Annotated in this window: 14 protein-coding genes and 1 tRNA gene; 4 read left to right on the top strand and 11 right to left on the bottom strand. The window is 38.0% G+C overall.

Annotated features, from left to right (window positions below; all coding sequences use genetic code 11):
- Both MP477_RS20525 and MP477_RS20520 read right to left on the bottom strand, forming a co-directional pair.
- Positions 1-2,238 (bottom strand): type VI secretion system Vgr family protein, encoded by a 2,238-nt coding sequence (locus tag MP477_RS20525; protein WP_257191870.1) that lies wholly within the window; start codon positions 2,236-2,238, stop codon positions 1-3.
- A gap of 499 nt (positions 2,239-2,737) precedes the next feature.
- A tRNA-Ala gene (locus tag MP477_RS20520) sits at positions 2,738-2,811 on the bottom strand.
- A gap of 306 nt (positions 2,812-3,117) precedes the next feature.
- Here MP477_RS20520 and MP477_RS20515 point away from each other — a divergent pair.
- From MP477_RS20515 to MP477_RS20500, 4 genes are all read left to right on the top strand, one after another.
- A complete protein-coding gene (locus MP477_RS20515) occupies positions 3,118-6,129 on the top strand; it encodes an ATP-binding protein (RefSeq protein ID WP_257191869.1) in 3,012 nt (1,003 codons plus the stop codon).
- Positions 6,122-6,736 carry a response regulator transcription factor gene (locus tag MP477_RS20510; RefSeq protein ID WP_257191868.1) on the top strand — a complete coding sequence of 205 codons (615 nt, stop codon included), beginning with the start codon at positions 6,122-6,124 and terminating at the stop codon, positions 6,734-6,736. The genes MP477_RS20515 and MP477_RS20510 overlap by 8 nt, the downstream gene beginning before the upstream one ends.
- A 250-nt stretch (positions 6,737-6,986) precedes the next feature.
- Positions 6,987-8,117: a hypothetical protein gene (locus MP477_RS20505; RefSeq protein WP_257191867.1), complete on the top strand. Its 1,131-nt coding sequence runs from the start codon at positions 6,987-6,989 to the stop codon at positions 8,115-8,117.
- 175 nt (positions 8,118-8,292) lie between these two features.
- Entirely contained in the window at positions 8,293-9,210 is a 918-nt protein-coding gene (locus tag MP477_RS20500) for a hypothetical protein (protein ID WP_257191866.1), read from the top strand.
- 454 nt (positions 9,211-9,664) lie between these two features.
- On the opposite strand, the gene MP477_RS20495 is transcribed toward MP477_RS20500, so the two are convergent.
- The 9 genes from MP477_RS20495 to MP477_RS20455 all read right to left on the bottom strand — a co-directional run bounded on the left by MP477_RS20495 (position 9,665) and on the right by MP477_RS20455 (position 20,020).
- Positions 9,665-10,615: a heavy metal-binding domain-containing protein gene (locus tag MP477_RS20495; protein ID WP_257191865.1), complete on the bottom strand. Its 951-nt coding sequence runs from the start codon at positions 10,613-10,615 to the stop codon at positions 9,665-9,667.
- Positions 10,616-10,620: 5 nt separating this feature from the next.
- Positions 10,621-10,839 (bottom strand): heavy-metal-associated domain-containing protein, encoded by a 219-nt coding sequence (locus MP477_RS20490; protein WP_230036613.1) that lies wholly within the window; start codon positions 10,837-10,839, stop codon positions 10,621-10,623.
- Positions 10,840-10,979: 140 nt separating this feature from the next.
- Positions 10,980-11,546 carry a DUF2652 domain-containing protein gene (locus MP477_RS20485; protein WP_257191864.1) on the bottom strand — a complete coding sequence of 189 codons (567 nt, stop codon included), beginning with the start codon at positions 11,544-11,546 and terminating at the stop codon, positions 10,980-10,982.
- A gap of 25 nt (positions 11,547-11,571) precedes the next feature.
- Positions 11,572-12,999 carry an MFS transporter gene (locus tag MP477_RS20480; RefSeq protein WP_257191863.1) on the bottom strand — a complete coding sequence of 476 codons (1,428 nt, stop codon included), beginning with the start codon at positions 12,997-12,999 and terminating at the stop codon, positions 11,572-11,574.
- Positions 13,000-13,021: 22 nt separating this feature from the next.
- Positions 13,022-14,371: a TolC family protein gene (locus MP477_RS20475; protein ID WP_230036619.1), complete on the bottom strand. Its 1,350-nt coding sequence runs from the start codon at positions 14,369-14,371 to the stop codon at positions 13,022-13,024.
- A 26-nt stretch (positions 14,372-14,397) separates the two neighbouring features.
- Positions 14,398-17,502, bottom strand: a complete 3,105-nt coding sequence (locus MP477_RS20470) for an efflux RND transporter permease subunit (protein ID WP_257191862.1) — start codon at positions 17,500-17,502, stop codon at positions 14,398-14,400.
- A 21-nt stretch (positions 17,503-17,523) separates the two neighbouring features.
- The gene (locus MP477_RS20465) at positions 17,524-18,594 is read right to left on the bottom strand and encodes an efflux RND transporter periplasmic adaptor subunit (RefSeq protein ID WP_257191861.1); all 1,071 of its coding nucleotides are present in this window, start codon (positions 18,592-18,594) and stop codon (positions 17,524-17,526) included.
- A 315-nt stretch (positions 18,595-18,909) separates the two neighbouring features.
- The gene (locus tag MP477_RS20460; protein ID WP_257191860.1) at positions 18,910-19,464 is read right to left on the bottom strand and encodes an AraC family transcriptional regulator; all 555 of its coding nucleotides are present in this window, start codon (positions 19,462-19,464) and stop codon (positions 18,910-18,912) included.
- A 139-nt stretch (positions 19,465-19,603) separates the two neighbouring features.
- Complete coding sequence (locus MP477_RS20455) at positions 19,604-20,020, bottom strand: AraC family transcriptional regulator (RefSeq protein ID WP_257191859.1); 417 nt, start codon at positions 20,018-20,020, stop codon at positions 19,604-19,606.
- Between the last annotated feature and the right edge of the window lie 5 nt (positions 20,021-20,025).

Below are 20,025 nucleotides of genomic sequence, written 5' to 3'. Positions count from 1 at the left end.
CTATGTGTTTTCTGTTTCTTCTGTCATAAGGTTAAGGGTATAAGTCCTTAAAGGTTCTTTAAAGATTACAATTCCATCTCTGTCAACTGTTCCTGATAAAGTTAATTCATTTAGTCCATCTGCTAAAGGTTCTCCATCATCAGATTTTATAGTAACATCAATACTTTCTCCCTCTTCGTAGTTTCTTGTTTGAACAATAAGATTCATGTCTACAAAAAATTTGGAATCATCCATCAGAGAAGTATTTTCCTCTTCATAAGCCCAGTACATTGATGCTATTTGCTTCTCCCTTGTATACTCGAACTCTCCATTTTGAGGAAGCTTATTCATTTGAGGAGCTTTATATTCAATCTTGTCTTTAGCAGTCAGTAATGAGTTTGCACCATACACATGCATTCTGTCTTTTGCTCCAAACTCTGTCTGTCCATCTGTATAACCTATGAATTTTTCTTTACCATAAAGGTCTAGGTGTGCTTTTGCTGATATTTCAGTATTGGTTCCAGCATTGATAATAGTTTTCTTACCACTGTCTTGGCTTATCTCTTGTTTGGCAATAATCTTGATATTCTGCCCCACATTGGTATCCATATTCTTTCCTGCTTTGGTCTCGATATTCTCTTCAATATCAAATTTCAGATTTTTAGATTTAATGGTAATAGTTTCAGGGGCTGTAATGTTTATGTTGCTTCCCTCTGTATCAAACTTCAGCTCATTGCCACTCTTGTCTGTCAATAAAATACTCTCATCCTCTGTAAACACTAATCTGTGCCCACTTCTGGTTTGTAAGGATTTTACACGGTTATCCATACCACCTCCCAAGCCTACACCTCCATGAAACATTCCTCCCATTGCAAAAGGAAAATCAGGATTATGATATTCAAAATTAACCATTACTTGGTCTCCAATTTCTGGAACAGCTACAAAGCCTCTATTCTGGGTTATGGCATCTGTTCCCCCAGCATCGGGACTCATCATCCTTATGAAATGAGTAGTATCATTTAGTTGCCAGTCAAACTGCACTTGTATTCTGCCTTGATTTAAAGGGTCGATATTGGAAACCACAGTGGCTACCTGTGGTTCTGCTTTAGGCATAATAAAATCAGGTTTAGGCATAAAGCCTGTTCCCTCAGCTATAGCTTCAAAACTTCCTGTATAATAACCTCTGGCATCAACTTCGTGACTCACCTCTGTTATCATCAAAGTTGTAAAGTGTGAAGTCTCATTACTATCCTGTTTTCTCATGTCTATATCTGCCACACAACCTATGGATAAGAAAGGAACTGTTGTACTTCCTGAAACAGTAAAAACCTCTACTGCTTTACTTCCTCTTGCACTTTTTTGGGAATCATCCACATCCAGAAACATATTGGCATTAATAGGGGTGGGAGTCAATGAACGGGTTTTAAAAATATTGTTATTCAGTTCATAGGCTTTTGCTGACAGGTCTCCTAAATGCTTAATCTCATTGTTAGAGCCATTCATTTTAGCATGACTACTGCTGTTATAACCAAAATATTCGGGTTTTGTGTGAACTGCTTTTAACTCTACCTGTACATCTGTAACATTACTTCCATAAACGAGATTGATAGGCTTTTCATAAGGAGGAAGCTTTCCAAAGTGTAAAACATACCCATCATAATAAAACTGTTCTCCATAAGCTGCTGCAATTCTAGCAAGGTAATTATAATGTGTTTCACAATATTGTGCACTGTAATTGATGTAACTTTTATTTTGGGGTTCTATTCTGAAATCAAATTTACTCGGTCCTATTGCTTCCTTGATAATTCTATCTGCAATGATAGCAGTATTTACAGAATGATTACCTCCGAAACTCTGAGTATGAGGGGCTGAATCCATCAGAATAGTTGGGCTATATCCTTTCAGAGCAATATTACCAAGGCTCATTTGTTCCTGACTAAATGCAACCTTTGTAATTACACCTACAAATGTTCTTTCAGGAGTTTCATCTTCGTAGTCTTTGTATTTGAAAGTTATCGTAATTCGTTTACCTAAAAATTGTTGAGCTTCTTCAAGATTATGGTTCTGTATTTCACCCAAAGAATCATGAGCTAAAGTCAGTTCAAAATAGTGGTGTGTTCTAGCACTTTGCTGTAAACGAAAGTGTTTAAAATGACTGATAGATTTTCCCTCAACCACAATATCAAGCTTAACCACACGGTTAATGCCTGCTATATGGTTCTCTGAAATCTTTTCAGAATTGGAAATATTCTTTCTCATTAATACTGTGATATTTGTGTTTATATCACCAAATATAGACAAATGAATAATACCACATATACAAATTTTGAGAAACTTTAAAAGTGTAGTAAAACTACGATTGAGTTCTAATTGTTAAGATGCCTAAAATCAGATTAAGAGAACTTTGGTTTTATCCAGAATGTGAAGCCTCGTTTTAATACCTTAACCAACTTTTATATATATAGTTTAACTACCTATATGAACAACAAGCCCCTCCCCTTGCTTCGGTTTTGGTATTGCCCCATTTTTTGAGATCAGGCTTATCTCTATTTATCTGGAAAAAGATAAAATATTTTTAGTTTGGGGATTTTTCAAGATATATAGCAGTCAATTTTAAACCTAAAAATTTACTAATTGAGGTACTGAGATAAGAAATCATTATCTTTGTTATATAAGAAATGTAGGGAAGATGTGGGACAAAAAAGTCTAATAAAAACAAAAACCCACTGGTTATCAGTAGGTTTATATTTAGCCTTTGTGGAGAATACGGGATTCGAACCCGTGACCTTTTGACTGCCAGTCAAACGCGCTAGCCAACTGCGCCAATCCCCCTTTTTTGAAGCGGTACAAAAGTAAGTATTTAAATGATATCTGCAAATATTTTCAGGAATATTTTTACAAACTTTTCTTTTATACAAATTATGCTTCTGTCTATAATCCAAAATGTAAACGATCCACCGAATTACAATTGGATCAAGTACCGGGAACAAAAACCCTGCATCATCTACTTCATCAGGCTTAAAATAATAGAACAGCTATTATTTTTCGTTCATTTTTATCAAGGATGAAGAAAAAACCTTTTATTTTTGTTTATTACATATTTGGTAATAAATTTGTGAAAAAATTAAACAAAATTTTGTGAAAAAATATACTTCTGCTGTTCTTCTCTTTATTTTTTCTATTATTTACACCCAGCACTATACTATTCAGTTATATAATACAGACAACGGTCTTCCACAAAACAGCGTAAAAGATATTATAAAAGACAAATACGGCTTTATATGGCTGACCACTGAAAACGGAATTGTAAGGTATGATGGAATGAAATTTTTGGTTTATAAAAATCTTCCATTAAACAGCCAGCGGTTTATGTACTTCTATGGCCATCCCGAAAAAGACAGCATTTATACTACAGCAGATTATGGAAGAACCGTTCTTATACACCAAAAGTCTCCTGTAGTAACAAACCTATTAAAAAAAAAATCAAATTTTATATTTAAGGACCATATCAATTACTTTTTGTACGGATCCAATTACAGCTATACTACATCACCAGGCATGAGCCTTTATTTTCAGCTTAAAGAAGGTACTTATTTTATAAAAGAAAGCTCCCTGAAATATGTGGATGCCGTTTCCCAAAAAGAAGAGCATCTAAACATCAAAACATTCTACAAGAACACCGCCCAAATCTTTTTACTCAACACATTAGTATTCTTTATTGATCACCGTTCAAAAAATATTCAGAAAATTGAAAAGGGAAAAGTTGTCGATTATTATAATGAACCTTTACTGACAGATAGTAATACTAAAATTTACTGGAGCCGGATTAATAACCAGGTTTTTATAGTTAATAAGAACAGCATATACAGGTGTCTTTATGAGCAAAATAAATTCAATATATCAAAAATTGCACAGCTCGACCATATTGCGGAGAATATAATTAGCATATATTATGACAAATCTTACCAAAAACTTTATCTCGGAAGCAGCACCAATGGACTGCAGGTCATCAGTTTTTCAGATTTCAGTACCCTTCAGAGGCATTCATCAAAGCCGGAATCTGTTTTTTACGCCACTCTCCCCTACACTGAGTCTTCAGTAATCACAACCTTCGGGGAGAGCTATAACCATAACGGACTGGTAGAGGATAAAAGTTTTAAAAACATCACATCTTTCTTTATGGCTTATGATGAGAAGGAAAATCTTATTGCACGTAGGGCAAATGACCTTGTGATATACCCGAAGAAAACATCTTACACAGAAACTATTACAAAGAAAAATTTCTCTGTAATAGACTTTTTTTTTGACGCCAACAGATATTACGCACTGGAGATACAGCAGAAAAAAGATGGAACTACCGAATACAGCGGAAACCTTATGATTTATAAAGACCTGTCTTTCAAATCGGTAGAAAAAAAGTTTTTTTTTAATAATCAGCCTTCCAAATTCCTGAAGTTTGATGAGGATCACCTGTTGGTAGGAACTATAAAAGGTTTATACAAAGTATCATTGAAGACCAATAGAATACTCAATTTAAATCCTGGTAATGAATTATCCATCCGCAGTATTATCAAATCAAAAGATGGTAATTTCTGGATAACCACTTTAGGTAAAGGCCTCTATCTGCTGAAAAACAATCGCCTGATCAAAATGCCTTATGATGGCAACAACAATATTTCTTCTTCCCATACTATTTTGGAAGATTCGTACGGGTTTTTCTGGATTCCTACCAATAACGGGCTTTACAGGGTTCGGGAAAGCCAGCTGCTTCAGTATGTTCAGAACAGGCAGTTCAGGGTTAACTATTACCGGTTTTCAAAAGATTCAGGTTTCAAAACCAATGAATTCAATGGCGGCAGTAATATCTGTGGCAGCAGGCTAAAAAATGGAGAATTTGTACTTCCGTCCTTAGATGGCCTGGTTTTTTTTGATCCGGCGAAAGTAAGAAGTTATTATCCTGAGAATATTTACATAGAAAGAGCTATTATTGATAATAAAGAAAAGTACTTCGACAAAGTGCTGCGTCTAAAACCGGAATCTAACCGTATTGATATTTTCATTGATATACCTTATTATTCAAACCCGGACAACCTGGTTATAGAAGCTAAGCTAAGCGGCATGTCTAATGACAGCTGGGAACCTATAGGAAAGGACGGAAAATTTTCATTCTCAAATCTTACCTACGGAAACCATACTTTTGTAGTGAGAATACTGGTTTCTGATGATGGAAAATACATTTATAAAAAAATAAAAATCATCATTCCACCTTATTTTTACCAGACGGTGTGGTTTAAACTATTTATTTTCTCCATCATACTGTTCTTATTATACATGGTGGTAAGATGGAGATTACGTTTTCTGAAAAAGAAAAACCATGAACTGGAAGAAATTGTCAATTCCCGCACAAAGAGCCTTTCTGATACTGTTGAAAAGCTTAAGATTACAAAAATAAAGCTTCATAAAGAAATTGAACAGCAAAAAAAGCTGATCGGAACTATTACCCACGATATTACAACACCGGTAAAATTTATTGCACTCACAGCAAAAGAGGCCCTGAATCAAAATGAATTTAGCGGGCAGCAAAGTGAAAAAATTCTGAATTCTATTTACAAGTCCTCGGATCAATTATATAATTTTACCATTACCTTAAAAGAATATGCGGATATTTATACCCATCACCGGTCCAACAAAACAAAACTCTATTCCCTGTATAAGCTGATAGATGAAAAAAAGGTACTTTTCAATGCTATAGCAGAAAACAATAACACCGTAATTATAAATAATGTAGATAAGGCATTGTCTGTATGGATCAGCAAAAACATATTATCTGCAATTTTTCACAATCTTCTGGACAATTCTGTAAAATTTACAAAAAATGGCACCATCACAATAGACAGCAGTGTGGAAGGCGATACGGTGATTCTATTGATAACAGATACCGGTATTGGAATGGATGAAAAGAAAATAGAATATTATACAAAACTTCAGGATAATATTGAAAATGAAAAATTATTGCTTCAAAAGTACGGAATGGGACTTCACCTTGTCCTGCAGCTGCTTCAAATGATCGAAGGAAAAATTGCCTTCAAAAAAAATAAATTAAAAGGAACTTCATTTAAACTGATTTTAACAAATAAAAAAGATGACTAAGAATATTCTTATTGCTGATGATCACGACATTGTTTTGGTAGGAACAAGCCTGATTTTAGAGTCAAGAATCCAGGGTGTTGTGATAGACCAGGCTGAAGATTATCCGGAAGCCCTGGAAAAAATTTCCGGGAAGAAATATGATCTTGTTATTTTGGATATCAATATGCCGGAAAGCAAAAACAAAAAAATGATCTCCGAAATTAAAACACTGGATCCCGCCATAAAAATCCTGATATTCTCTGCCTATGAAGAAGAGGTAGCCGTACAGTATATAAAAGCGGGCGCCAACGGATACATCAGTAAATTAAGCAAATCTGAGGAAATCTCAGATGCCGTAAATAAAATATTTTCTGAGGGGTTTTATTATCCCCCATCTATTGTACAGCAATTGCTTCAGCAGTCTCCACTGGATTCTATAAAAAAATTATCTGTAAGAGAATACGAAATCTTTATTTTAATGGTGCAGGGTAACGGCAATTTAGAGATCTCAAATAAGATGAGCATCCAGATGCCTACTATCAGTACTTATAAAAAAAGAATTCATAACAAACTTAAAACGAAAAATTTAGCGGACCTCATTAGATTATATCAAACCTATATAACCTGATTTCCCATAATCCTATACGTAGAAAATTTTCTACAATACTCTTTATTTTATTCTACGAAACACATTGTTTTTTGTAGAAGCATTTCTATACTTTTGCGTTATGAATGCATTTTATTTAAAAATAACATAATAAAATTTACAATATAACAACAAATACTTAACCTGAAATTAATAAATCAGGGGCGATATTATTCATATATTATGCTATACATAGCTTGTATTCAGGGAATTAAAATTTAAAACTAAAAAAATGATCAAGAAAATTACAAAATTAGGACAAATATTAGGAGTACTAGCCTCCTCCTTTGTCTTTTCGCAGGCAAGCAATATAGGGATAAATACTCCCAATCCCGGATCCACAATAGATATTAATGGATCCATAGCGGCGAATTACACTGCAATAAATACAGCATCATACAATTTGAATTCAGCTGATTTTCATGTCTCTTACAATGGCACTGCTAACGCTGTATTCAACCTTCCGGCAGCCATCAATGGCGTTGGAAATTTTAAGGGGCGAATGTATACTATTAAGAATAATACAAACTTTACCGTTACACTCAATTCCGCAGCACCGGAAACAATTAATGGAAATACCAGCATTGTAGTCCCTGCCAACCAAAGCATCCAGCTGATCAATACAGGACTTACCGGGACCAATTCTACCTGGGAAATTGTATCAGCGAGTTCTTCGGCAGGTAATTATACCGCCAGTAACGGTCTATCCATATCGGGCACGGATGTTAAATTAGGAGGTACATTATCTCAGCCAACAAATATTGCTACTGCAGGAAACAATCTAAGTATCAACGGAACCGGAAAGATTTTGGTAGGAACCAATACAGTTCCTGCAGGATCCGCCAATTCTAAAATCGTCATAGACAACGGTACTGATAACGGTGCATTACAGATTAAAGACGGTACCCAGCAGCTGGGTTATGTACTGACCAGTGACGCCAATGGTTTAGCCACCTGGTCATCAACGGTCACCACAGCATTTGCCAACAACTGGACAAAGTATACAGGAACATTAACTAATCCCTTTACCGGAAATGCAGGTGGGGATAACCTACCGACAGGAATATCCGTGAACATACCAGCCAAAGGATGGTATTTTTTCCGTTCCGGAATTACGATCACCTCTAGTTGTAATGATTACTGGTTTTATATTGGTGGTATAGGAGAAGTATGGAAAGCCTATTGTGGAACTGCCAGCCCTGATCCTATTAATTTTGTACCAAGAGACCAGACCAGAGTATTGTATTTTGCAGCTCCCGGAATTTATCCTGTTGTTGCTCATAAAACCAATTTCGTAGTTCCGACTGGGTTTAACGGTGGTAATCCTGTTTTCTACCTTGATTTTGTGAAATTCCAAAATTAAGAAAAAACATACAAGATGATTCTAAACACATAAATCTGAAAAACCGAGCTGCTTCAAGTCCCTCATCCCTGTGGCAGTTCATTAAACATGCTTTCTCTGTAGCGGATACAGATGCCGGCTATTAACAACAAGTGAAATTTCTTTACCCGCTAATTATCCATTAATCTTATCAAATATGAGAAAAAAAATGTTTTTACTGCCGTTACTGGCAGTTCTAAGCTATACTGTGATGTATTCTCAAACCGGTAATATAGGTATTAATACCAGCGATCCGGGCAGTAAACTAACCGTCAATGGCTCATTTGCTGCCACCTACAAAACTACAGCAACAAGTGGTCCTGTTGATGCCAATGATTATTATATAGCCTACAGCGGGAACAGTAATGGTACCTTAACTCTGCCTGCTGCTGTAACCGGATCCGGTAACTTTATCGGAAGAACCTACCATTTCAAAAATACAGGAACAGCAACATTATCTATTGCCGCCAGCGGAACAGAGCTGATTGACAATCAAAGCGGTGCAGGAGTAGCTTCTATAAGTGTTCCTCCGGGTTACTATGCCCTTTTCATAAGCAAGGGAACGGTTACCAATACGACATGGGAACTTATTTTACTATCAAGCTCCAATAGTCTGCCCGCAGCAGCATCCACTTATGCTTTTTCCACTATAAGTACTACAACCAGACAGTCTCTTCCTGCTACAGTAAGCGGACCTTATATCAACGCCGAAATCAACTATCCTGAAGGAACAGTCATCAATACAGGAAATGTAATGAATACGGCCAATGGAAGGTTTACTGCCGCTACCAGTGGATATTATATGTTTTACGGTTCTACCCAGTTTGATAATGGTGCGATTGTCGGTGCTCCCAATTTTGCATGGGCTATATTATATCTTGTAAAAAACTTCAGCACCACTCCCAATAATATATTGGTTCAGTCTTATCAATCGAGTCCAGGTATATTGGCAGGGACCAATGTTTCGTGCATTTACCTATCTGAATGCCGGAGAAACCGTAAGCATGGCTTCAGCAGCAGCCGTAACCAGCGGAACTACTTATCAGGTGGTCGTAAGCTCGTTCTATGGCTATAAAATTGCCAATTAACTGCGAACTATTTAAAAATTAGTTAATCCTCCTGCCCTATCATTTATAATATATCACAGATGATGAGAGAGAAAAATTGTTCCCAAACAAAACAGGAGGATTGACGCAGTTGGCTACTTCTTCAAATGTCAAAAAAGCTGATTAATCCGCAAAATTCATGTTTTGTGCGATTTTTTTGATGACACTACTTACTTCGCCAGAAGCCTGGTGGCCAACTTGCCGCGGAAACACATGGTCAGTTTATCCGAAATCTACACAATGGCTGCATTACGTCAAAAGAAGGATTTTTTTCATCAAAAACCAGCCTTAAAAAAACAAAAAGCACCGGTATTTCTATCGGTGCCTGACTTTATTTGTAAATGTACTTTTGATAGGGAATTCTTCAGTAAGAAGAAAAAATCATGTTATGATCACCAATTTCTCTACTGATTTTAAAACAATCTAATGTTGATGTACGTGCGTCTGTTCTCCATTTTCGTCTTTCTTTCCTTTGGTTACATCAACGGTAAAATCTGCGGTATGCACTTTCCCATCTATTTTAAACTGTACCCACATTCTGTAAACTCCCGCATTTTCGATATGTGTTTGTGCAAAAATTGGAAAACGGTTGTCTGTTACAGGATGAATATGCAGAAATTCTTTATCTGCCTTGCCTATCATTACTATATGGGCAGATGCTCCTAAATATTGCTGCAAATCCTTTTCGATTAATTTCTTTCCATCTTTTTCGATGGAGATTTCCAGGTGTTGTGTTTTATTGGTTTTAAAATCACTTCCATTGATAAGGGTAACGGTATATCCATCAACTTTTGAGATATACTTGGTTGAAATATCATTATTAACCGGACTGCTTTTTCCCTGTACTTCAATTTCCTGTTTGTTCAAGGTCTGTTCGCCACCACTCGGTTTAAAATCAGAAAACAGAAGATACTTTCCACCATTCGGGAATGTTTCGGTAATCGCATACGCACCGTCAGTCTGCTCTTCCGGATGGATGTGGCGGAACCAGCTTAAATCTTCACTAACTACCATTAAATGCAGTTTCATCTCGTGTGAAATATCCAGGGCTACATTTTTTTCGTTTTGCTTTACAGCAAGTGTCAATTGAGTTGGTTTTCCTGCTTCCACATTTTGTGGCGAAGTAGTTAATTGCACCTCATACGCAACTGCATTTTCAGTATTAACTGCTTTCAAATCCATTCCACATTTAGGGCATTTATCCCCGTGTTTTCCGGTTACTTCCGGGTGCATAGGGCAAGCGTAAACACTTTCTTTGTCTGTATGCTCGTGAGTTGTCATATCTTTATTTTTTTTATTTTCTACATTGTTACAGGCCGATAAAGTGACTAAGCAAACCGTTACGCCCAACAATGTATTGATGACCTTTTTCATCTTAATTATTTTATAGTTTCAATTTTGAAACCTGCCTTTTGAACTGCTTCTATCACTTTTTGCTCAGTAATTCCTTCAGATTTCAAAGTTAGGATCTTCTCTCTATTGGCAGTGTCCACTTCCCATTGCCCGATACCTTCGGCATCATTTAGAAAAGGGGTTACTTTTGCTACGCAGCTGCTGCAATTGATGTTTGTTTTGAACTGAAAATTCGTATTTTCCATTTTTATTTATTTTAAATTATTTATTGATACAAAGTTGAGCCAAATAACACGATTTCTATTGCGGTTTTTGGGTTTTGATTTGTAAGATTTACTGATTGCAGATTTTGTACTGCTAACGATATTGAAGGCCTGGTTTCAGATTACAGGTAATGGATATATCCAATTTTAGCCAGGTAAATACAGTTGTCGCAGTTATCATATTCAATAATAGACTGAGCAGGCTGTTCGAAATTAGCTTTTAAAAAGGCTTCGGAGAACAAAGCATACGGTGGAAACTTTGCCATGTGGTTTTTGAGCATTTGATGAGCTTCTACAACGGTAGCTCCGTAAAGTTTTTTAAACTTGCCAATTGTATATTGGGTAAAAGAGCCATAGTGCACAATAATTTTCAATGATAAAGAAATTTCCATAGTAAGCTCCAATGATAACCTGCCTAGCTCTTTTTTGAAATTCTTGTACATTACTACAATCTGAGCTAGCGTATCGTCAAACGAGGGTATTTTGCGGTATTTATAAAACAATACCGCATCTCCCTCGATCTCAGAAACTTTAAATGAAAGATTATTGCTGCCAATGATTGATTTCAGAAGATTTTCAGTGATATATTTTCCGATAAACATATTGGTATTGATAACAAAATCTGTAAAGCCGGATATATCCGGGATCATTATTATTCCTGTTTCATTTTGGGTAATACGTTCTTCCATAATCAAGTTCAACAAATGTAACTGGTTAATTTTTGAGTTTCTTAACAGAAAATGCAGCAATAATTGCAGCAATTACACATATAACAGCAGCCGAGAAAAATGCTGTTTGAAAACCTGCATTCAGCGCTGCCATATCTGGAGCTCCTGTTGTTTTAACAGCATTGGTTTTTGCAGCAGAAATAGCAACAATAATCGCCAGACCCAAAGCCGAACCTACTTGATAACTCGTATTGACCAATCCTGAAGCAAGCCCTGTTTCTTCAGGTTTTGCACCAGACATAGAAGCAATAGTACCCGGAATATAAGCTAACGACATACCTAATGCTCCCAACAAAGATGCAGGTAATACATTAACCAGGAACGTTCCATCAGCAGGAATGGTGCTAAACAGGAGAAGTGATGCGGCAAGTACAACAAGCCCAGCTATAAGATTTGTTTTGAAACCCAATTTAGCTACCAATTTGCCCGTAACACCTACCATCAAAAACATGATAGCAATCGTCATAGGCAGTAATGCCAACCCACTGTTGAAGGCAGAATAATTTAACATCTGCTGTAGGTACAGATTGAGGAAAAACCATAAAGGTATCCACGCTGCAGCCAACAAAGCCATGACCAGATTACCAGATGAAAGATTGGGCACTTTGAAAATACTTAGCGGAACCAGGGGCTCCTTTTTCTGCTTTTGGATGACAAAGAAGATAGTGAACAATACTAAAGACAGGGCTAACAGTCCAATGGTTTGAAGCGATTTCCATCCTGCACCTTCAGCCGACACAATACCATATACTGCGAATACCAGTGCAGCAGTTGCCAAAATGGCCCCTGTAACATCCACTTTTCCTTTTTGGGTACTGCCTTTAAACAACAGGCTTCGGCTATACAACAGCACAGCAAGTCCTATAGGAATATTGATCAGAAATACCCAGTGCCAGGAAAGCCATTCGGTAATAGCTCCACCAAGGAAAACACCTGCAGAGCCACCTGCTGCTGCAGAAGCACCCCAAAAACCTAATGCTTTATTGAGTTCTTTCGGGTCGGTAAATTTGGACAGCACTAAAGTAAGCGCTGCCGGGGCAATCAATGCAGAACCCAGGCCCTGTAAAGCCCTTCCGGCATTAAGTGCTGCTTCTGACCAAGCTACACCTGCCAGCAGTGATGCGGCAGAAAGGATGACAAAACCCCACATAAAAACCTTGCGGGCGCCAAACAAATCCGACAAGCGGCCACCAAGTAGTAAAAAGCCGCCAAACGCAATAACATAAGCGTTAAAAATCCATTGCAAGCCACTTTGCGAATACCCCAGGTCTGCCTTTATTGCCGGCAAAGCTACCCCAATAATAGAGGTATCCATAATTACTATAAATTGTGCAGTACAAAGTAAGAAAAGTGCCGACCAGCGTTTGCTGTATGCGGCAGGTTTATTTATTGATTGTTCCATGTTTTTTTTCATTTTTTAAAATATTGATGAATAGTTACAGGCTTAATAGTCCCAGTGCATTTTGCAGCTCTATGTGAAGCGTTCGCAGGTTATATACAGCATTCAGATAGTTGATCTTTGCTTGTGTCAATGCCAATTCGGCATCCGTCAATTCAAGTCTTGAGCCTAAGCCGTTTTTAAAGCGGTCTTCCATCATGCGGTGATTTAGCTCTGCCGATTGCACCGTTGTTTCTTGTATATCCATTTGTGTATTCGCTTCTTTCCATTTGCTTATAATGGTTGCTAGTTCTGTTTTAACCTTATCTTTTATATCGTTTAACCGTATATCTTCTTGCTGGCCTTTAATTTTTTCCTGGCTGATCTGAGATCTGGTACGGTAACCGTTAAAAATAGGTACAGTCACTTGTAAGCCCAGAAAAGAAGTTCTTGGTAAAGAATATTCCCCAAATCTCATATCATCTGCCTGTGCCTGTACCTGATATTGCCCAATTAGAGAAAGCTGTGGCAACAACATAGCTTGCGTAGCTTTTAATTTTTTTTGTTGCAGATCAATAGATAACTTTTGAATATTCAGGTCTTTTCGATTGGCTACTGCAATTTTGAATGCTTCATCAATTTGATAAAACTCGCTCTTGTCCGCTTCAATACCCAATTCAAGGACATCGGTCAGTTCTAATTCGGATGCGTCATCCAGTCCGATTAACCTTTTTAATTCAATGCCTGAAACCTCAGCGTTATTTTTTAAATATGAAATAGAGGATTTCAAATTTTCTACAGCAATAAAGCTTCTTAACGTATCAGATTTCAAGCCTTTTCCTTGCACCAATAAGGCCCGCGAATCTTGCAGTGCTTTGAAATTGCGTTGCAAACTTTGGTCAAGTAATCCCAATTGATTATTCATCATCAATATATCCAAATAACGGGTTGAAACCTGAAGGGCAACTTTACTTTTCAGGTCACCCGTCTTTTCATTTTCTATTTTTTCATTAATTTTTGAGGCCTTTGTTAAATGATGTAAAGCAGGTGTAAAAACAGGTTGATAGACTGATATCAATCCGTTATAAATATTTTTCCCGCCAACGGCGATGTCCTGTACCGGCTTACTGGTACCTGCGAACGAACCAGGCATAAATATAACCTGCCTGTCAAAATAATAGGAATAGCCAAAGTTTGCCGAAATAGCAGGCTGTAAGGCGCCTTTTGTTTCACGGGTTTTTTCTTTAGCATTAATTTCTTCTAAAACCTGTACCTGTAAAGCCTTATTTCCCTGCTTTGCCATTTCCAGAGCATCGGTAAGAGACATCGTTCTCTTCTGTGCATACAGTATATTTACGCTGCTTATCAATAGCAGTATTGTACCTATATATGAGATATTTTTTTTCATTTTTTTACTTATTTTGAGATTTGGAATCATAACACTTCAGCTGATCTTCTTTCTTCTTCGGTATCTTCTTCTACAACTACTTTCTCCACTTTTTTGCTTGATAAGTAAGAATATACAGCCGGGATGATAAACAAGGTTAGTATTCCAGAGAATGCTAATCCTCCTACAATCACAATACCTAATGACTGACGGCTGTTAAGCGTAAGCGCAATGGGCAATGCTCCGAATATCATCGCCAGTGACGTCATTAAAATAGGACGGAAACGCTGCTCGGCGGCCTGTATAGCTGCTTCCCGTTTTGAAAGTCCTGTGTTTTTAAGATGGTTGGCAAATTCAACAATCAGAATTCCGTTTTTGGTAATTAATCCTATCAGGGTAATTATTCCAATTTGGCTGAATACATTTAAACTCTGACCAAACCATGAGAGGCTGAGAATAGCTCCGGTTATAGCCATTGGTACGGTAAGCATAATGGTAAGCGGATCACGTAAGTTTCCAAACTGAGCGGCCAAAATCATATAGATAAGTATCAATGCTAAAATAAGCGTAAAGGTGATGTTGCCCTGGCTCTCTGTATAATCCCTCGATTGGCCAGCTAAGGATGCTTTGAAAGTTTCTCCCAAAACTTCTTTCTTTATTCTTTCGATTTCCTGTATTCCTTCAGCAAGGCTCACTCCCGGTGCCATTGCAGCTGATACGGTAGCAGAAGTATATTGATCGTACCGGTAAATGGCAGCAGGACTTACAGCTTCTTCTGTGGTGATCAGGTTGCTCAATGGGATCATTTCGCCTGTTGCCGAACGGACGTAGATTGCACTCAGGTCACTTTTATCATTTCTATGTGCTTTATCTAATTGTCCAATCACTTCATATTGACGGTCGTCCCGCAAGAAATATCCATAACGCTGCCCGGAGAAGGAGAGTTGCAAAGTATGCGCTACTTCTTCCATAGATACACCCATTAAGGCAGCTTTCTGACGATCTATATTTATTTTTACTTCCGGTTTATTAATCTTTAAATCGGCATCTATAAACATCAGTTTTTTACTTTGACGTGCCGCTGCCAGGAATTTTGGAAGCACTGCCGTCAGACTGTCGAGGTTTTGCGATTGCAATACAAACTGTATCGGCATACCCCCACCATATCGGCTCCCGATAGTTGGCGGCAGATAAGGGAATAAAAGAAACCCTCTGAATTGCCCTGATGCAGCTCCATACTGATTGTACAGGTCCTGGACACTGTGCTTTCTTTCTTTAGGATCTTTGAGATAGATACTTTGTACCGCCACATTCACAGGTGCAGGCGCGGGGATGAAGGAAATTGCGACCATCGAATAGGTTTGATACAGCCCGTTGGTAGAGTCGTTCACATATTTACCAACTTCAGTCATGTGCTTTTTCATGTAGTCGAAAGAAACACCTTCCGGGGCAACGGCTATGAGGTTCATGTTTGAGCGGTCTTCGACAGGCGCCAGTTCTGAAGGAAGCTCTTTGCCTACAAAATAAATGAGTGCAGTGGTCCCTATTAAGAATATCCAGGCCAACCACCTGGCTTTCATAAACGTGGTAAGCAAACGGGCATATCCATTATTTAAACGCACAAAAAAGGGTTCAGTAACCTGATAAAACCAACTTGGCTTTACTTTTTTCTTTAAAAAATAAGCACTCAACATTGGTGTCAGTGTCAATGCCACAAAAGCTGAAATCATTACCGAGCCTGATACTACAATGGCAAACTCTTTGAAAAGCTGCCCACTTATTCCACCCATGAAAACAATCGGAAGAAAAACGGCTGCCAACGTAATGGTGGTGGAAACAACTGCAAAATAAATTTCTTTCGATCCTTTAAATGCAGCCTGTATGGGCGTCATACCTTCTTCTATCTTTTTATAAATATTTTCAAGTACAACGATGGCATCATCTACCACCAATCCAATCGCAAGCACTAATCCCAACAGCGTTAAAATATTGATGGAAAAACCCGCTACATACATAATAAAAAATGCGGAAATAATGGATACCGGAATAGCTAATACCGGAATGATGGTTGACCGCCAATCCCTAAGGAATAGAAAGATAATCAATACCACCAGTCCGAAAGCGATAAACAGGGTTTCTTCTACCTCTTTGATAGACTCCCGTACAGAACTGGTATAGTCGAAGCCAACTATCAAACGGTATTCAGACGGAACTTCTTTACGCAGCTGTTCCAACCGCTTATAAAACTCATCCACCACTTCGATGGCATTTGCACCACGCTGTATCTGGATGGCCACCCCAATGCCAATACGGTTTAGGTTTCCTGTTTCGTTAATGATGGCGGTGCGCTCGTTTTCTTCCCCCAATTCGGCAGAGCCAATGTCTTTGAGGCGAATTACCGTACTGCCCACCTGCCTGATGAGCATTTCTTCAAAATCTTTTACCGAAGTAAGTCGGCCCATCGTACGGATGCTCAGTTCACTGTTGCTTCCCTCTATCCGGCCAGCAGGTAAATCAATGTTCTCCCTCATCAAAGCTTTGCGAATATCTGCAGGTGTAAGTTGGTAAGAGGCAAGTTTTGCGGGGTCAAAGCGAAGACGCATGGCGTATTTGTGTTCGCCCACAATGGCTACATTACTGATTCCCGGAATAGACTGCATTTTATCTTTGATGACCGTAGAAGCAAGGTGGCTTACTTCTTTTATATCTTTGGTGTCACTTTCCACCTCAAGAAATGCTACCAGATTGTCTGGCGAAGACGCCTTTTGTACAATGGGCGGATCTACATCGGTAGGGAGTTGCTTACGGGATTTGGCAACTTTGTCTCTCACATCATTCAGTGCATCTTCAAGATCCACTTCACGGTTAAATTCTACCGAAATAATACTTACCTGTTCCCTGGATTCAGAAGAAATGGTACGTATTCCATTGGCTTCTGCAATAGATTCTTCCATTGGCCGGGTAAGCTTCGATGCAATTACATCCGGGCTTGCACCGGGATAGAAGGTAATAACGGAAATTACGGGCGGTTCTGTTAACGGAAATTCGCGAACCCCTAACTGTTTCCATCCCACTATTCCCAAAATAATGAGCAGGAGTGAAAACACACCGGCCAAAACCGGTTTTTTTATACTTAAAGATGATATACTCATAATGCTAAAATTTGAAATAAATTATTTGGACAAAATGGCTTTTACGGGAGTTCCATCTCCTAAGCGTAGCATATTTGAAACAATGATACTATCACCAGCTGCAATACCAGAGGTAATAACTGCATCGGTTTCTGTCCTGTTGCTTATGGTTACTTCGGTGGGTTTTGCCACGTCATTTTTAATGATAAAAACAGTATACCCTTTTGCACCAGGTGCAAGTGCTTCAGTGGGAACCAAAATCCCTTTTGCGCCTTTCTCAGTAGCAAGGAAATAAACTTTTGCTGAAAGTCCTGCCCGAAAATGCCCGTGAGCATTATTGGCTGTGGCCTGTACCTGCAGACTCCTGCCTTGTGCATCAAGATTTGGTTCAGTAGCACTGATGGTTGCTACATACTCCTGGTCTGACAGCTCCGAAGTAAATCTGACTTTATTCCCAGTCTGGATCAAAGGCAGGTATTTTTCCGGAACTGAAAAATTAATTTTGATACTGCCTTGATCCTGCAGCTTTACGAGTTCAGCACCAGGCGTAACATAAGCACCCAGAAATACCTTTGAAATACCTATTTTCCCTGAAAATGGCGCACGTATTACTGTTTTGGCGAGTTCAACACGAAGCAAATCCTGTTGCGCCACTAAGGAGCGGAAACGCATCAATGCGTCATCGTATTCCTGCTGTCTTACGGTTTCGGTTTTCAAGAGATTGCTCATCCGTTCTTTGTTGAGTTTTGCCAATTCCAATTCAGCACCAATTTGTTTTAAACGGGATTTGATATCGGCATCATTCAGTGTATAAAGTACGGCACCCTGGCTAACGTAGCCGCCATCTTTAAAGGCTACTTTAGTTATCTTTTGGGGGATTTCACTAACGATGGAAACCTCCCTGTAAGGCAGCATCGTCCCCACTACAGCTTCTTCGTGATTGAGCAGCTTTTCCTGTGCTACAATAATGTCTACCGGCAATTTGGCGGCATCTGCGTTTGCTGTTGTCTTTTCTGTCGAAACCTTTTCCGACTTGTTCTCACAGGCAATCAGTAAAATGCCCAATAACGGAATTAAAATCCCTACCTTTTGTATTTTAGATTTGTATAACATGGTCTTGTGTTTAATGATGTAACAGACGATTAAAACTTAAGAGCAAAGGTACAGGCCGTGGCTGCCGCAGTTTTCAGACTATTACAGGTAAGAGTTGTAAGATTTACGCTTTGCTATTTCCGGCTTTAAATGGTTACGGGTTCAGGAATGATAAAAGATCACCATACATTCGTGTTGGCAATTATGATGTTTGGGGCTACTCTATTAAAAACAGAAAACCCTGCTCATATAACGAACGGGTTCTGCAAGATAATTTTATTTAAATAGCTTTATAAAATTTGTCTAATGACAATGAATAAGAGGTATTATGAATAATTAATTATGTTCGCCATCATATCTTATTTTTTTATAGTGGCTGGAAGTAAAGCCTGTATATTTTTTTAACTGATTGGACAGGTAGGCCGGGCTGCCATAGCCCAAAGCGTAAGCAATATCTGACAGCGACTGATCTGTATAGACTAAAAGCTCTTCTACTTTTTCTATCTTCTTTGAAATGATAAATTTTTCGAGGGTATACCCTTCCAAAGATGAAAATAAGGCACTCAGCGAATCATACTCTTTATGCAATTCGTTACTGATAAATGCCGAAAATTTAACGGCAGCACCAGTGTCCAGTTGTTTCTGTATGCCATTTTCAACAGCACTTTTAATCAACTCTATAATCTTTTGATCTTTGCTGTATAACAGATCGAATCCGTTCTTTTGGAGCATAACTCTGATAACTTCTTCTTCCATGGTAATTTCATCCGTTTCTTTTAGAATTACCTCACCTAACCGAATATCAGAAATTTCCACACCAAGCTTTGGGAATTCTTCAGAAAGTACATAAATACACCTGTCGCATACCATGCCTTTAATTAATAATTTCATAGATTTAAAAAGATATTTAGTATTCCTGACGTTAAGGAATCAAAAGTCTGTTTTTAGCGGTAATAAAATGTTATGATATGCCGTATTTGATTTACGAAACCTGCCAAACAGTTGATCATGGATGATACAAAAATGATCATCAATTTCCGTTCTGTTCAGTTTGCTGTTTCCTGATAATTTCCAGCTTATTTTTTCTTATTTGTTTGAAATAGGTGGATGTAAACCCCGTGTTGTATTTTAGTATATCAGACAGCGAAGAAGGATTATTATATCCCAATGCACCTGCAATCTGCTTCAATGACTGTTCTGTATAGACCAGCAGTTCTTTTACTTTTTCTACTACCCGCATTACATAAACTCTTTCGAGTGTGATTCCATATTCAGATAAAAACAGGTTATCAAATATGTTGTAATCTACTTTCAATTCGCTGGCAATCTGTTTAGCAAAAACTAAAGTCCTACCTGTATCCAATCGGGTCTGAATAATATGGTCCGCAATGTTTTTAACTTTGCTAAATAGTTCTAAACGGTCATTGGATGATTTTTTTGATAACATAACTT

The organism is Chryseobacterium sp. WG23, from assembly GCF_024586575.1.
Lineage (GTDB): Bacteria > Bacteroidota > Bacteroidia > Flavobacteriales > Weeksellaceae > Chryseobacterium.
The sequence above is the reverse complement of the archived record's forward strand: the minus strand, read 5'-3'. Positions and strand labels throughout refer to the sequence as shown.